Genomic DNA, 15,398 nt, shown 5'->3' with positions numbered 1-15,398 from the left:
ATTGTACTCCCTCTACTCGACGCATGGCAAATAAATCTTGCACTCGGTTCCTTCGCGAATTTGGCTATCCACCCGAATGGTGCCTCCGTGGTTGGCGATGATGCGGTAGCTGACCGATAGCCCCAATCCCGTGCCGGCTTCCTTCGTTGTGAAGAACGGATCGAACAGCCGATTTAACGTCGCTCTCTCCATCCCTTTTCCGTTGTCTGCAATCGAAATGATGGCGAACTTACCCTCCTGCCTGGCGGAAATGGCGATGCGTCCTTTTCGCTCCCCGATCACATCCTGAATGGCATCCAGCGCATTTTTCATCAGGTTCAGCAGCACTTGCTTGATTTGTTTTACGTCAACCGCTACCGCGAGCTCGGGAGCGAAGTTTTCATAACAAATTTCGCATCCCTTCATGTGCGCCTCGCTCTCGGACAGAAGAGCCGTCTCCCGCAGCAGCATATCCACGGAAACCTTCTGCATCATGGGGGCGGACGGCTTGGACGAATTCAGAAACTCGTAAATAATGTCGTTGGCCCGGTCAATCTCCGATAAAATAATTCTTCCGTATTCCTGCTTGCCGATTTCCGACAGATACGGATTAAGCAGCTGAATAAAGCCTCGGATCGAAGTGAGCGGATTGCGGATTTCGTGGGCGATCGCAGCCGAGATTTTGCCGAGCATCGCCAGCTTGTCGTTCTGGAACGCCGCCTGCTCGATCAGCTTATACTCGGATACGTCCTTCACGCTGACCAAATAATCTCCGTCCAGCTCGTCCGGCTGCGAGATGCTCACCAGCAAATGACGGCCGGCCGCGTCCTGAAACTCGTCGTGATAGCGGCGATACAACGCCAATCCACGATAAACTCTAAGGATATGCCTGCGAACCGACAGACTTAGACTTCGATGAAAAAAAAGCCGAAACAGCGTGCTTCCGATCAATTCTCTGCGCGGGGCTTTCAACAATTTCGACATTTGCACGTTTACGAACCTCAGGTTGCCTTCGGCATCGAACAGGGCGACGCCGCTGTCCATATGCTGTAGAACGGTTTCAAATTTGTTCGAACGAGCCTCCTCCGCGGCCGCTTCGGGCGCACGCAAGGAAACAAGCAAATCGGTAATAAACGTAAGCGACCTTTGGACAACCGTGATCCGTTCTTTGGGCTCCGCATTGGATAGTAGAAACTGAACGCTCTCTTCATGGTGTCTTAGAATCACGGATGTCGGCAACCCGATCAATTCATTCGATAGTTGCTGCGTTTCCGCTCGAACGGCGTTCCCGCCGCTCTGGGCGAACTCCGCAAGAATCGGAAAATAGCGCGCCTTCCAACCGTTCATACGAGAATCCTCCATTACCAGAGCAGTCTCTGACACCTACCCGCTTTAAATTAACCAAATCATATCCATTAACGATAACGAATGTCAATCAGAGAAGTTGTCGAGTCGTGACGAATGCCTTTAGGGCCCCTCTTGCATTTTCTGTCGAATAACTCCCGCAAAAAAAAGAGCCGTCCGGTCATGATCCTTAGATCTGCCGGACAGCTCTCGAGTTTGTTCCGCTCGCTATGGCGTTCGCGCTTATATCGCTCCGCCAGGCGCTCGCTTCAGCTTCAGCTTGTGGCGTCTTTGGCTGAGAACGATCAAACGTTTCTTCAACTGCTGCTGCCACTCGGTATCGGCGATTTCCTTGGCGAAGGTCAGCAAATCGAGCGACACGTCGATTTGATTTTGCACGATCGCCATCGGATCCTCATCTTCGTTGTTTACGCAATTTTCGTGCAGCGCTTTGTCCGATTCATCGACGTAATCCTGGAAGTCGACTTCAGACGCTCCGTCGCCATGCGCGTATTCCGCCAAAATTTCGTATTCGTTCTCCACCAAATAATGGACTTCAACCCGGTGGCATACGGGGCAAAACAAAATCGGTACGTTATGGATTCTCGTCCGGTAATGCTTTAACGTCCCTTTCGTTCCGATCATGCTGGCTCCACAGCAAAAGCTCATCGTCTTCCCTCCCTGAATCTGCATCGCTAAATCGGATTCCTTTATTCTTCTCACTATATTCTCTGTACATGAACACAATTCCTGCCGGAAAATGGTCTCATAAAGCTAAAAACTCCCCATGGCTTCCGCCCGGGGAGTTGCGTCGCAGAGAAAAGCGTTCGCTAGTGCTTTTTAATTATTTTATCGACAATTACTTCGCCAATTCTGCAACGATCAGATCGCCCATAGCCGTCGTTCCGATTGCCTGGCTCTTGTCCGTGGCGATATCTCCGGTACGGTGGCCGGCGTTAAGCACGTTTTTGACGGCCGTCTCGATGGCGTTCGCAGCATCTTCGTAACCGAACGTGAGGCGGAACATAAGCGCAACGGACAGAATCGTTGCGATCGGGTTGGCGATGCCTTGTCCGGCAATGTCCGGAGCGGAGCCGTGCACAGGCTCGTACAAGCCGAAGCTGCCTTCGCCGAGAGACGCCGAGGACAGCATGCCGATCGACCCCGTCAGCATGGCCGCTTCGTCGCTCAGAATGTCTCCGAACATGTTTTCCGTCACGATGACGTCAAAGCTCGACGGACGGCGCAGCAATTGCATCGCGCAGTTGTCGACGAGCACGTGCTCCACTTCGACGTCCGGATATTCAGGAGCGATGCGGTTAACCGTCTCTCTCCACAGGCGGGAAGTTTCGAGTACGTTTGCTTTATCTACGGAAGCGAGACGCTTGCTGCGCTTCTGCGCCACTTCGAACGCTTGGCGTACGATACGCTCGATTTCCGTTACGTTGTATACGCAAGTATCGACGGCTTCCTCGCCTTGCGCGCCTTCGCGACGGAATTTCTCGCCGAAGTAGATGCCGCCAGTCAGCTCGCGAACGACGATCAGGTCGGTGCCGTCCAGCACTTCCGGCTTCAGCGTGGAAGCGTCCTTCAAGCAATCGAACACAACCGCCGGACGAATGTTGGAGAACAGGCCAAGCGCTTTGCGAATGCCCAGCAGTCCTGTCTCAGGGCGAAGCTCCTTGGAATTGTTGTCCCATTTCGGGCCGCCTACTGCACCCAGCAGCACGGCGTCGGAGCTTTGGCAGATTTCAAGCGTTTCCTGCGGAAGCGGCGTGCCTTTCTCATCGATCGCGATGCCGCCGAACAGGCCGTGCTGGAATTCGAACTTGTAGCCGAACAGTTCCTCCGTCTTCTTCATAACCTTGATCGCTTCCGCGACAACCTCCGGGCCGATTCCGTCTCCGGCGATGACGGCGATTTTCTTAACTTCTGACATCGTTCGTATCCACTCCACCTGTATGTTATAGTTGTCCATTGAGACTTTCTCTCAATTGTAATACACTTCATCCCAGAATGAAAATATATAAAAACTATCGTTTCTATAGGCAATGCCTATTCAACTAGTTGGGCTGACTCGTCCGCTCGCGCTGCCGTATAACGGATTGCTTGCCGCTTAGTGCGTAGGCCCCTATTTTACGGCAGAATGCGCTGATTCCCTCGATGCCACTACGCAGTCTACAATCACCGTATAATCAAATAAAGCGGGTTGTCCGCCTTATTTCCAGTTACCGGGTAGATCCGTGGCAATTAAAGCCGGTTTTCCGCCTTATTTTTCGGAAAATTGGCTTTTTCCAAATTTAAGTCGGGAAATCCGCTCTATTTTCCTCCAAATGGCCCGTTTCCCGAATTTAAGGCGGCATTTCCGCTTTACGAGTTATCCACCAGCTTGCTATTCCCGGTGCCGCTCACACTTTTGGCCCCAGGCTGAGTTGTTTTTGCCGCCATTTTGAGGACTTTATTCGAGCGCGCGAAGGAGGGGCTGTTCCATAAGCCAACCAAAGTTGCTCTGAAAGATCATCATGCAACCTTGCTTATGAGACAGCCCCTCCGTCCGCTTCTACTTTACCAGTACGCTCTGCATCGCCTGATCTAGACGTTTCATGCCCGCAATCGTTCCTTCGGCGTCGTTATGCGTGAAGTTAAGGCGCATCGTGTTCCGACCGGAGCCGTCTGCGAAGAAGGAGACGCCCGGCACGAAGGCTACGCCCAGATCGACCGCCGTCTTCAGCAGTTCGGCGGTGTCTACCGATTCCGGCAGTTGGAGCCAGAAGAACATGCCGCCCTTCGGCTCGTTCCACGTCACGCCCGGCCAATCCTGCTGCGACAGCAGATCCGCCATCTGGCGCATGCGCGCTTCGTATTCCTTGCGGACGAACTCGATGTGACCGGCGAGATCGAAATGCTCGATCAGCTGATGCAGCGCCTGTTGATCCATTGAGCTGGAGTGCAAATCCGCGGCCTGCTTGGCGCGGGCCATGTGGCGAACAATCTCCGGATCGGCCATCACCCAACCCGTCCGCAGCGCCGGAGCGACCGTCTTGGAGAACGTGCTCGTATAAACGACGCACGAGCCCTGCGGGTGAGCATCCAGAGAAAATAAAGACGGATACGTCAAGGACGCATCGCCGAACTTCAATTCGCCGTAAGGATCGTCCTCGAGAATAAGCGCGTCATTGGCGCGGCACAGCTCCAGCACGCCTTTGCGCCGATCGAGGCTCCAAGCCTTGCCCGTCGGATTGGAGAAGGTCGGGATGACGTAGACGAGCTTGGGCGAATACTGCTTCAGCTTGGCAGCCAGATCGTCGAGCACGATGCCGTCTTCATCGGTTTCGACGGATACAAGCTCCGCTCCATAAGATCGGAACACTTGAAGCGCCGACAAATAAGTCGGCTTCTCCACCAGGATGACGTCGCCCGGATCGATATAGATTCGCGTCAACAGATCGATTGCCTGCTGCGATCCGGTTGTAATCAGCAGATCGTCCGGCGTAATCGTCACGCCCTTAGGCGCCATCCATTTGCAGATGCTTTCCCGCAGCGGAAGGAAGCCTTCCGTCAAGCCGTACTGAAGCGCCTTGTTGCCCGCCGCCAGCACCCTGTCGAACGCTTCCCCGATCGCCGCGACCGGAAAATGCTCCTCCGCGGGTAGTCCGCCGGCAAAGGAGATAATCGATTTTCTCTGCGTCAGCTTCAAAATTTCGCGAACCGCCGACGAAGAGAAGGAGTCCAGTCTCTTGGAATACCGATAGTTCATCCGAAGCTCCCCATTTCTGTTAGTCAAAGATACTTTGCTGGCAACGCCGTGCCTCTTCTCACAGCCGTTTAACAAAAACCCCGGCAACGTTGTGCCGGGGTTCGTATCCGCGCGAGACGGGAATTATTTCTTGATCCAGTGCATCATGCTGCGAAGTTGCGCGCCGACGACTTCGATCGGATGCTCGGCTTCGTTGCGGCGAGTCGCCGTAAGGAATGCGCGTCCGGATTGGTTTTCGAGGATGAAGTCGCGAGCGAATTTGCCCTGTTGGATGTCGGACAGAACACGCTTCATTTCCTTCTTCGTCTCTTCCGTTACGACGCGAGGGCCGGTAACATAGTCGCCGTATTCCGCCGTGTTGGAGATCGAGTGGCGCATGGAAGCCAGTCCGCCTTCATACATCAAGTCAACGATCAGCTTCAGCTCGTGCAAGCACTCGAAGTAAGCCATCTCTGGCGCGTAGCCGGCTTCAACCAGCGTTTCGAAGCCCGCTTTGACGAGCGCGGAAGCACCGCCGCACAGAACGGCTTGTTCGCCGAACAGGTCGGTTTCGGTTTCTTCTTTGAAAGAAGTCTCGATAACCCCTGCGCGAGTACAGCCGATGCCTTTGGCATAAGCCATGCCGATTTCGAACGCTTTGCCTGTGCCGTTCTGATGAATCGCGATCAGTCCCGGAACGCCGAAGCCTTCGACGTAAGTACGACGAACCATGTGGCCCGGAGATTTCGGAGCGACGAGCAGAACGTCAGCGTCCGCCGGAGCGACGATTTGGCCGAAATGTACGTTAAAGCCGTGGGAGAACATAAGAGCTGCGCCTTTTTTCAGGTTAGGCTCGATTTCGTTTTTGTAGACGCTTGCTTGCGTCTCGTCCGGCATCAAGATTTGTACAACGTCCGCTTTGCGAGTAGCGTCGGCGACGGACAGCACTTCGAAGCCGTCGTTGCGCGCGCTTTCTGCGGATTTGCCTTCGCGAAGGCCGATGATGACGCTCACGCCGCTGTCGCGCAGGTTTTGCGCTTGTGCGTGGCCTTGGCTGCCGTAACCGATTACCGCGATTGTTTTGCCTTTAAGAACGCCCAGATCGGCGTCTTTCTCATGAAACAAATTAACTGCCATTGAATTGTGTTCCTCCTTAAAATAAATCAATATTGTCGACCCTCGAAGCGGGCGTTCCAAGAGAGACGGCTCCGACTGCCGCCTGCGAAGCCGGAGGTTCTCTCCTCGAATACCCGCTCCGCGGGTACGAGATCTTGTCCGGACGGGACGCCGCTTACCTTGCGCCCCTGTTCATCGCCGTTACGCCGGTCCGCGACAGCTCGCGAATGCCGTAAGGCTTGAGCAATTCAATCATGGCGTCGATTTTCTCGGAATCGCCGACGACTTGAACGATCAGCGTGGACGGACCGATGTCTACGACCGCGGCGCGGAACGTTTCGACGATGCCGAGCACCTCCGGACGCATCGACGGCTCGGCGCTGATCTTGATCAGAGCCAGCTCGCGGCCGACCATCGGATTGCCGCTGACGTCGATCACCTTGATCACGTCGATCAGCTTGTACAATTGTTTCTGGATCTGCTCCAGCGTATGATCGTCGCCCGTCGTGACGACCACCATACGGGACAGTCCCGGCTCTTCGGAAGCCCCGACGGTAATGCTCTCGATATTGTAGCCCCGGCGGCCGAACAGGCCCGAAACCCGTTGCAGCACGCCAGGCTGGTCGTTGACGAGTATCGCTATCGTAAATTTACGGTTCATTCGGCATCCCCCATGATCATCTGGTCGATCGTGCTACCTTGGGTAACCATCGGATAGACGTTTTCGTTCCTGCGAACGACGAACTCCACGACCGCCGGGCCCGGATGCTCCAGCGCTTCCTTCCATACCCGCAGGGCGTCGTCCTTGTTCGCGGCGCGATAGCCTTTCACCCCGTAAGCTTCTGCCAGCTTGACGAAATCCGGGCTTCCGGCCAGGTCGATATGGCTGAAACGGTTCTCATGGATCAGCTCCTGCCACTGGCGAACCATGCCGAGCACCTGGTTATTGATAATGACGACTTTGACCGGAATGTTATTGATCGCGCAGATCGCCAGTTCCTGGGCGCACATCTGCATGCCGCCGTCGCCGTTGATCGAGACGACCGTTCTGTCCGGGTTGCCCATCTGGGCGCCGATCGCCGACGGGAAGCCGAAGCCCATCGTGCCGAGACCGCCGGATGTCACCCAGGAACGCGGCTTGTTAAGCGGATAATACTGCGCCGCCCACATCTGATGCTGCCCAACGTCCGTCGTCACGATCGCGTCGCCGTGCGTCGTCTCGTGAATCATGGAGACGACCCATTGCGGCTTCAGCTCCGTATCGGAGTCGATGAAGGAATACGGCTTAGCCGCTTTCCATTCTTGGATCTGCTTGCGCCAAGCGTCCGCTTTGGATGCAGGCTTCGCCAAGGAGTTCGCCTGCTGCAGAACGGCTTTGACATCGCCGACGATCGGGATGTCGGTCGGTACGTTCTTGCCGATCTCCGCCGGATCGATGTCGATATGGACGATTTTGGCATTCGGCGCGAAGCCCGCCAGCTTGCCCGTAACGCGGTCGTCGAATCGAGCGCCGATGTTGATCAGCAAATCCGCCGACTGGATCGCCATATTCGCAGTCCAGGTTCCGTGCATGCCCGGCATGCCCATGTGCAGATCGTTCCCGCTTGGGAAACCGCCAAGGCCGAGCAGCGTCGTCGTCGTCGGAATGCCCGTCTTCGTAACGAATTCGTACAGTTCCTCATGCGCTCCGGAGTATACGACGCCGCCGCCTGCGAGAATAACCGGCTTCTCGGCGCTCTCGATCGCGCGCAGCATCTTGTCCAGCTGGTTTTTGTTCGGCTGGATCGTCGGATTGTAGCCGCGAAGCTGAACGTCGGAGATCGGTTGGAACAGCGTCTTCTGCGCCGACACGTCCTTCGGAATGTCGATGAGCACCGGACCTTTGCGTCCGCTGTTGGCGATATGGAAAGCTTCGTGAATGATGCGCGGCAAATCCTCCGCCTTGCGCACCAGGTAGCTGTGCTTCGTAATCGGCATCGTGATGCCGACGATATCGGCTTCCTGGAACGCATCCGTTCCGATCAGATGCGTCGCTACGTTGCCTGTAATGACAACGAGCGGTACCGAATCCATATAAGCCGTCGCGATGCCGGTGACGAGGTTCGTCGCCCCCGGACCCGAAGTCGCGATACAAACCCCGACTTTGCCTGTGGAACGGGCATAGCCGTCAGCCGCGTGAATAGCGCCCTGTTCATGTCTCGTCAGCAAATGCTTGAAATCGTCAAAGCCGTGCATGGCGTCGTAAATGTAGAGCACCGCGCCGCCCGGATAACCGAAGACGCATTCCGCACCCTCCAGTAACAGACTGCGAAGCAAAATTTCCGACCCCGAGATCACTTCCGGCTTGCTCCATTTAGCGATCAATTCTTCTTTGGACTTGATAGTAGTTCCTTGTGCGCTCATCTTTTTTCCTCCTTTCAACAAATCAAAAAAGCCCTTCATCCCGACGTCAATACGACATCTAGGGACGAAAGGCTAATAGCTTCCGTGGTACCACCCGAGTTTGCCGATCACCTCGCGATGACGGCCTTATAAAGTACGAGGCGGGTTAGATCGCCATTCGTACTCCAAGCGCAATAACGTGCGCCAACCCGATTCTCCCTAATGGGCCTTCCGGCGGTTCAGGGGAACAGCTCCGAGGAGACTTCGCTAACAGGGGTTAAGGCATCGGTCTCAGCTAATCCGACGCTCTCTGAGCTTAAGAGCCCTATCGCTTTTTCCTCATCACGGCTATTGAATGATCAGTTGATTTAGCATTTATTATATTCCCCGGCGGGACATTCGTCAATACACAACTTAGCCGTTCCGTGCGGAACGACTTGTTCATACGCTATAAAACCCGATTGCCGCCGATTCCGCTCCCATCTCGAGCGTCTATTAACGAAGGAGGAATGGCTGTTGATTCGCTGGAGAAGAAGTCGCGACGATAAAGCCATCGTAGAACTCGTCCGCACACAGCTTGTTCCGATCTCTCCCTGGCAGCACCCGCGAGACGGCAGACTGCATGCCGAAATCGTCAAACGTCTTCGCAAAGGCGCCACTCTCGTCGCCTCGAGAACGGACCGAACCCCGCCGATTGGCTTTCTCCATATGGAGTTCCGTCACCCGACGCTAATTATCGACCTGCTGGCCGTAGATTCCCGGCATCAGAACAAAAAACTCGGAACGGCCCTTATGGATCGCGCGGAGAGCTATGGCCGAAAACGGGGATTCACCGCCGCTATCGTGTTCGTCGACGATCACAATTATCGTGCGCTGCGATTTTACCGCCGACTCGGCTACGATACCTTAAGCGAGATTCCTTCGCTGAAAATCGTCGAGCTTGCTAAATCCTTATCCCTGTAAGTCAGAACGTGCATTCCGGTCGTCAGGGGGAGGGCGGCCGCTTTACCACCAGCCCCAACCGCCTCCCAATCCGCCGCCCCAGCCGCCAAAGCCTCCTCCCCAGCCGAAGCCTCCATCCACTGTTCCGATCGCCAACAAATCGAACAATACGAGCGGAAGGATTGCGCTCGTCCGCGCTTTTTTGCCTCGCGGCTGCTCCAGAACGAGCGTATCGCCGGCTATCCGGACAAGTTTGCCCGTAGCGATCGTGCCATCCTTGCGAACAGCGTATACCTGCTTTCCAACCAGCCTCTGCGCCTGCGAGCGTGTAACTTTCGCCATCGTTAAACACTCCCCTCTAACCAACGAACTAGACTTGGCCCCGTCCTCCCCGCGTGTCGCGCAAGATAGCGGAGCGCTGCCTGTCTTTTAGCTTATGGTGCTGCGGCCCGCAATGCTTGTACCCTTGTCCTCTTACGCTAAGGGATATTTCATCTGTCACGAAAAATGGAAAAGTGTTGAAATTTCCCCCTGTTTTATTGGAATTTAACCCTTCAAATTTGAAAAAAATGGAGTATTTTATAAGTAAACGCTTACTTTACAGCATTCTATCCTTTCTCCCTCTATTCGCTCCTATTCGCGGCAGCGTTTGCTTAATTTTCGACGTCATCACCCAACTCCCGCTTCCTCTGATGCTTCTTAAAACTGATTTGTTAAGTCCGGTCAACTCGTTAAGGGGGTGGTTATCTTCACAGCAGCCTGTTAAATCCCGCGTCGTTCGTCGTCTGAGCCCGTTTTTGGCCTGGTCGTAATCCCACTTTCACTAAACTGGAGGCGAAGAAAACCAAAAAAATGGAATTTCGAAAACCAAAAAACGAGGAGGAATGATTTTATGTTGCGGCAGTATACTTTGGATTCGTCCAAATGGTTGAAATTGTTGGTCGCCGGCGGCGGCATGTTGATTGTGTTTGCGTTAACTGCGTGGTGGGCGAACAGCGCGTCCGCCCACGGTTACGTGGACGGTCCTTCCAGCCGGGCAATCCTGTGCAAAAACGGCGTAAACACCGATTGCGGCGCAATCATCTACGAGCCTCAAAGTCTGGAAGCTCCTAAAGGCTGGCCGAACGCAGGACCGGCCGACGGTAAAATCGCCAGTGCCGGCGGCGCCTTTCCGAAGCTGGACGAGCAGTCCGCTACCCGCTGGGCCAAAGTAAACATCACTCCGGGACCGACGACGTTCTCCTGGACGCTGACGGCCCGACACTCTACCGCAAGCTGGAAATATTATATTACGAAGCAGAATTGGGATCCGAACGCTCCGTTGTCGAGAGCTTCCTTTGATTTGACGCCGTTTTGCAGCCTGCCGTACAGCGGCCAACCGCCTGCAAACTTCTCCCACACGTGCGACGTTCCGGCCCGAACCGGATACCAAGTCATATTGGCAGTGTGGGAAGTCGCCGATACGGCCAACGCTTTCTATAACGTTATCGACGTCAATTTCACCGGTCCGGCCGACGTGATCCCTCCGACCGCTCCGAGCAACGTCGCCGTCACGAATGCGACTTCCTCCACGATTTCGCTGTCCTGGACGGCTTCGACCGACAATGTCGGCGTTAACGAATATCGCATCTATCGGAACGGCGCCCACGTCGGCACCGTGAACGGCACGACGACGACGTTCCAGGATACCGGCCTTGCGGCCAGCACCTCTTACGTCTACAAAGTCGTTGCGCGCGATCTTGCGACCAACACGTCGCCCGACAGCAACTCCGTGACGGGTACGACTACGCCTCCCGTTCCGGACACCCAGGCGCCCACCGCGCCCGTAAGCTTGCATAACATGGGCGTAACGGCGAACAGCGTCTCCCTGATGTGGGGAGCGGCAACGGACAACGTCGGCGTATCGGAATACCGCATCTATAACGGCTCGACTCTTGTCGATACGGTGAACGGCTCGACGCTGACCTACAACGTAACCGGGTTGTCGCCGAACACGAGCTACACCTTTACCGTCTATGCCGCCGACCAAGCCGGCAACGTATCTCCGGCGAGCAACGCGCATACGGCGACGACTTCGAGCGGCAACACTTGCCCGGCTCCTTGGAGCGCAACGCAAGTTTATCTGAACGGCGATCAAGCCACCTACAACGGCCAAATCTATCAAGCCAAATGGTGGACGCAAAACGACCGTCCAGACCTGAAGAGCGGACAGTGGGACGTCTGGACAGTTGTTGGCAATTGTCCTTGAACTGAGCTCGAGTAGAGAAAAGGCGCTGTCCCATAATTCGAGTTGCTTGAGATGATCGGATAAAAAAGAAGGTGTATGTACCTCCCGGGACTGCCTCGTACGCTCCTGAAACCTTGCAACGGGTTTCCCCATTCAGATTTCGGGAGTGTATCGCATCGGAGGGAGATACATACACCTTTCCTATTGTTTATCGATTATCTTTCACTTTTTTATGTCCTAATCGTGCGTTACCCTATGAGATTCAAGCTCGCCGTTCGCATCAAAGCTGAGGCGAAGCAGGCTGTCATCCATGCCAAGGCCGGCTCTTCCCAAGTAATAAACGTATTGACGAGAAGGCTCGTCCAGCTTCTGCTCGGGCTCTCCAAGCAAATCGATAATTTCCGTCTCCGTCATTCCTTTAAGCTCATACTTACCGGTCAGGCTCGACACCATACCGCTTCTTTTCTCCGGTTCTTTGATCCAAGCTTCCTGATCAAATTGACGACTGCTGCAAGAGGAAAGAATCAAGAGCACGAGGCATGACAGAATGATCTTCTTCATTCGACCAGTCCCTTCTATGTATGGACAAACAATCAAGAGGAGCAATTAACCCTTTGCGCGTACGGTGCGGAGCGCTCCTGTTCCTTGTCGCCTATGTAACGAGACCAAACCGGGTAAAGTTGCAAGTCGAGACGGTATCCGAAGAAGAAGCTAGTTTTTCCTTAATTCGTTCTGGACAGCAAATACAGGAAGTACGGCGTGCACAATCCGCGACAGACGAAAATCCATGACCACCGTCTGCTGTCGCTCCGTCCCCTCCCCCAGCAGCGCCTTCACCACTTCCAGCGGCGTCATGCCGATCGCTCCGCCTTGTTTCGGCTTGCTCCTCGCAGGATAAGACTTCCATGCTCCGCTTAATTCTCTCTTAACAAACCGATTGTACACTGGATGTAAAAGAACACGCCGATAATGGCAAAGGAAGGACTGATTAGATGGGAATTCATGCGTATTTTCAATCGTTAACCGATCTGGAGCGGATCATCCGCTGCCCGGGGAAATTCAAATTTCAGGAGCACAGTGTGTCGGCGCATTCCTGGAAGGTCGTGCAGTATGCGAAAACGTTGGCCGATATCGAGGAAAGCAACGGAGTCACCATCGATTGGAAAAAGCTGTACGAAATTACGAGCAGTCACGATTACGGCGAAATTTTCATCGGCGATATCAAGACGCCCGTGAAGCACTACTCGCTGGAGTTGAGGGCGATGCTGCAGCAGGTGGAGGAAGGCATGGTCGACCATTTCATCGACGAGCACATTCCCGCCGAATTCCAGCCTATTTTCCGCCGACAATTGCGCGAAGGCAAAGACGATTCGGTCGAAGGCCTGATTCTGGAAGTTGCCGACAAAATGGACCAGATCTACGAAGCCTTCTCGGAGCTCCAGTTGGGCAACACGGAGAAGGAATTCGTCACGATGTACCGGAACGCCCTGATCAAAATCAAGCAAATCAAACTTCATTGCGTCGATTACTTTCTGCGGAACATCCTCCCCGATCTCGTCAGCGAAGGCTCCCGCTCCCCGATTGACATCGCCAAAATCACAAACGAAGCGCTCGCCTCTTAAGCTAACCTCCCCTCCTTTAACGAAATCCTCCTCCTTTTCTCAATATCCGTTCCTCCCTGCTCTTTTACCCGGTTTCCCGCCCACACCACTCAAGAGAACCGCCTTCCTACTGCTCGCAATCGCCATACTTCTCCCGTCGGGATGGCTTGCCCCTGTCGCGAGAGCCGATGGCGCGCAAGCGTTTCTGCAAAACCGTCGACAGCTACGTTCGCGTGGAGAAATATGTGGACAAAGGCGATGAGTACAAGGTTACGGCTTGGGTCAAGCTGATCGAGCCCGCCAGCGCAGGTCGGCGACGGAAGCGGCGGTCATCCTGTACCGAATTTGGAAGCTGTAAAGCATTCGGCACCGTGCCGGGGCTTGAGCTTCAAGGCATACCGCCTTGCTGCGCCGGGTCCCGGTTGTGCTTTGCACGGAATCCGAAGCCTAGCAAGGAAAATACGAGAAACGCGGCGCCCAGAAACAGAAAAATACTGTGAATGGATACGTAACGAATGCCGTACCCGCCAAGAGTCGGGCCCATCATGCTCCCGATGCTGAAGTGAATCGAGGCGATGACATTCGCCGTCGGCAGCATCGCCCGCGGCAAAATATCCGCCGCATACGCAAGGCCAAGCGTAAAGAACGAACCGACCACGCCTCCCGCAACGGCGAACAACAGAAACAAAACCGCAACCTGGCTTCCCGCCGCAGGAATTGCTAAGAATGCCAAGGCGCCCGTCAATCCGCAAACGATCAGCACGGGCTTACGCCCGATTCTGTCGCTCAGCATGCCAAGCGGAAGCTGCAGAACAAGCGAGCCGACGCCAAATGCCAACAGCAGCAGCGAGATCCAATGCCCCTCCAGCCCGATCCGCAAGCCATACAGCGGAAAGCTGCTATTCATGGAGGATTCCATCAATCCGTACAGCAAGCCCGGAATCAGCACGAACCAGGCGATTCGATAAGTCGCCATGAAGCGATTCTCCAGCGCCGCGTCCTTCTTGATCGGTTCCGGATACCCGTTTCTCAGCCGCAGTACAAGCAGAAGCACAACTACGAAGATCGCCGATGTAGTCAGAAAAGGAACGGCTTTGCCGAGCGGCAGAAGATTGATTCCCAGCGGGCCTACGCTAAACCCGATTCCGTAAGCCATTCCATAGAAGGAAATATATTTTCCCCGTCCCTCCGCCGGGCTTGAGCTGACGATCCACAATTGGGTCGTATAGTGAAGCGCGCTGTCTCCGACGCCGACCAGCAACCGCAGAACGAACCACACGGCCAACGATTCGGTTAACGGAAACAGAATTCCGGCCATGGACACGATCGCAATTCCCGCCACAATTACGTTTCTGTAACCGTAGCGCTTAACCGGCCGTTCTATAAAAAACATCGTGCAGAAAATTCCGATATACATCGCCGCCGAATTCAATCCGTTCATATCCGAGGAAACCCCGGAACGCTCCAGCATGATCGATAACAGCGGCAGCAGCAGCCCCTGGCTCATCCCGGCGACGACGACGGCCAAGAGCAGGACGATTAAGCGATAACGAAAGGATGAATACTCCGCCGCCGCGATTGTTGATGACAAACCGATTCCCTCCTTTTCCGATTAACCGAGACGAATGTTTTCAACACACCGCAGCTCCCCCCGACAGTAACCACCGATTGCCTCCCTTGCGAGAAACCCTCGATTGTTGCTTGTGCGAAAAACTCTCGATTCCTGTCCCTTGCTTGCGATCTGCTTAAGGGGAGTTTTAGCTACAAACACCACTTTAAGTTCGTTTCCGCACCTTTTCCGAGCGACCTAAAGCGGATAACCCGCTTTAGAAAAATAAGGCGGTTAACCCGCTCTATTTTTTACGATTATCCACTTTCTAGAAAAATAAGGCGGTTAACCCGCTCTATTTTCTGCGATTATCCACTTTCTAGAAAAATAAGGCGGATAATCCGCTCTCCTTCCGCTCATTTTCCCCATTTGAAAAAATTAGCGCGGATTATCCGCTTAATATGGTTTCGTCCTTCTCCCGCTGGACGCGAAAATAAAACAAGCCCCGGTCGCCCGAGGCTT

14 protein-coding genes are annotated in these 15,398 nt (G+C 54.5%); 3 read left to right on the top strand and 11 right to left on the bottom strand.

The features are described 5' to 3' along the window. Positions 1-12: 12 nt before the first annotated feature. The 7 genes from DFP98_RS21410 to ilvB form a co-directional block, all read right to left on the bottom strand. Positions 13-1,326 carry an ATP-binding protein gene (locus DFP98_RS21410; protein ID WP_116062653.1) on the bottom strand — a complete coding sequence of 438 codons (1,314 nt, stop codon included), beginning with the start codon at positions 1,324-1,326 and terminating at the stop codon, positions 13-15. A gap of 240 nt (positions 1,327-1,566) precedes the next feature. Continuing rightward, complete coding sequence (locus DFP98_RS21405) at positions 1,567-1,992, bottom strand: hypothetical protein (RefSeq protein WP_116062652.1); 426 nt, start codon at positions 1,990-1,992, stop codon at positions 1,567-1,569. Between the two features lie 190 nt (positions 1,993-2,182). After that, on the bottom strand, positions 2,183-3,262 hold the full coding sequence (gene leuB, locus DFP98_RS21400) for a 3-isopropylmalate dehydrogenase (protein WP_116062771.1): 1,080 nt from the start codon (positions 3,260-3,262) through the stop codon (positions 2,183-2,185). 621 nt (positions 3,263-3,883) lie between these two features. Continuing rightward, a complete protein-coding gene (locus DFP98_RS21395; RefSeq protein ID WP_116062651.1) occupies positions 3,884-5,080 on the bottom strand; it encodes an aminotransferase-like domain-containing protein in 1,197 nt (398 codons plus the stop codon). Between the two features lie 123 nt (positions 5,081-5,203). Beyond that, the gene (ilvC, locus tag DFP98_RS21390) at positions 5,204-6,196 is read right to left on the bottom strand and encodes a ketol-acid reductoisomerase (protein WP_116062650.1); all 993 of its coding nucleotides are present in this window, start codon (positions 6,194-6,196) and stop codon (positions 5,204-5,206) included. Positions 6,197-6,350: 154 nt separating this feature from the next. Next, the gene (gene ilvN, locus DFP98_RS21385) at positions 6,351-6,836 is read right to left on the bottom strand and encodes an acetolactate synthase small subunit (RefSeq protein WP_116062649.1); all 486 of its coding nucleotides are present in this window, start codon (positions 6,834-6,836) and stop codon (positions 6,351-6,353) included. Next, positions 6,833-8,578, bottom strand: coding sequence for a biosynthetic-type acetolactate synthase large subunit (gene ilvB, locus DFP98_RS21380; protein WP_116062648.1), 1,746 nt, complete (start codon positions 8,576-8,578; stop codon positions 6,833-6,835). The genes ilvN and ilvB overlap by 4 nt, the downstream gene beginning before the upstream one ends. Before the next feature lie 495 nt (positions 8,579-9,073). On the opposite strand from ilvB, the gene DFP98_RS21375 reads away from it, so the two are divergent. After that, positions 9,074-9,520, top strand: coding sequence for a GNAT family N-acetyltransferase (locus DFP98_RS21375; RefSeq protein WP_181917837.1), 447 nt, complete (start codon positions 9,074-9,076; stop codon positions 9,518-9,520). Between the two features lie 42 nt (positions 9,521-9,562). Here the strand turns inward: DFP98_RS21375 and DFP98_RS21370 are convergent, their stop codons facing one another. Next, a complete protein-coding gene (locus DFP98_RS21370; protein WP_116062646.1) occupies positions 9,563-9,841 on the bottom strand; it encodes a 50S ribosomal protein L33 in 279 nt (92 codons plus the stop codon). Positions 9,842-10,391: 550 nt separating this feature from the next. Between DFP98_RS21370 and DFP98_RS21365 the strand changes: the two genes are divergently transcribed. After that, a complete protein-coding gene (locus DFP98_RS21365; protein WP_116062645.1) occupies positions 10,392-11,747 on the top strand; it encodes a lytic polysaccharide monooxygenase in 1,356 nt (451 codons plus the stop codon). A 216-nt stretch (positions 11,748-11,963) separates the two neighbouring features. Here the strand turns inward: DFP98_RS21365 and DFP98_RS21360 are convergent, their stop codons facing one another. Further along, positions 11,964-12,287: a hypothetical protein gene (locus tag DFP98_RS21360; protein WP_116062644.1), complete on the bottom strand. Its 324-nt coding sequence runs from the start codon at positions 12,285-12,287 to the stop codon at positions 11,964-11,966. Positions 12,288-12,437: 150 nt separating this feature from the next. Next, positions 12,438-12,671, bottom strand: a complete 234-nt coding sequence (locus tag DFP98_RS38720; RefSeq protein WP_147310254.1) for a hypothetical protein — start codon at positions 12,669-12,671, stop codon at positions 12,438-12,440. A gap of 47 nt (positions 12,672-12,718) precedes the next feature. Between DFP98_RS38720 and DFP98_RS21355 the strand changes: the two genes are divergently transcribed. Then, positions 12,719-13,348, top strand: a complete 630-nt coding sequence (locus DFP98_RS21355) for a YfbR-like 5'-deoxynucleotidase (protein WP_116062643.1) — start codon at positions 12,719-12,721, stop codon at positions 13,346-13,348. A 367-nt stretch (positions 13,349-13,715) separates the two neighbouring features. Here DFP98_RS21355 and DFP98_RS21350 read toward each other — a convergent pair whose 3' ends face one another. After that, positions 13,716-14,918 carry an MFS transporter gene (locus DFP98_RS21350; protein ID WP_281275149.1) on the bottom strand — a complete coding sequence of 401 codons (1,203 nt, stop codon included), beginning with the start codon at positions 14,916-14,918 and terminating at the stop codon, positions 13,716-13,718. Positions 14,919-15,398 lie beyond the last annotated feature (480 nt).

Source organism: Cohnella phaseoli, from assembly GCF_003386235.1.
Lineage (GTDB): Bacteria > Bacillota > Bacilli > Paenibacillales > Paenibacillaceae > Cohnella > Cohnella phaseoli.
The sequence above is the reverse complement of the archived record's forward strand: the minus strand, read 5'-3'. Positions and strand labels throughout refer to the sequence as shown.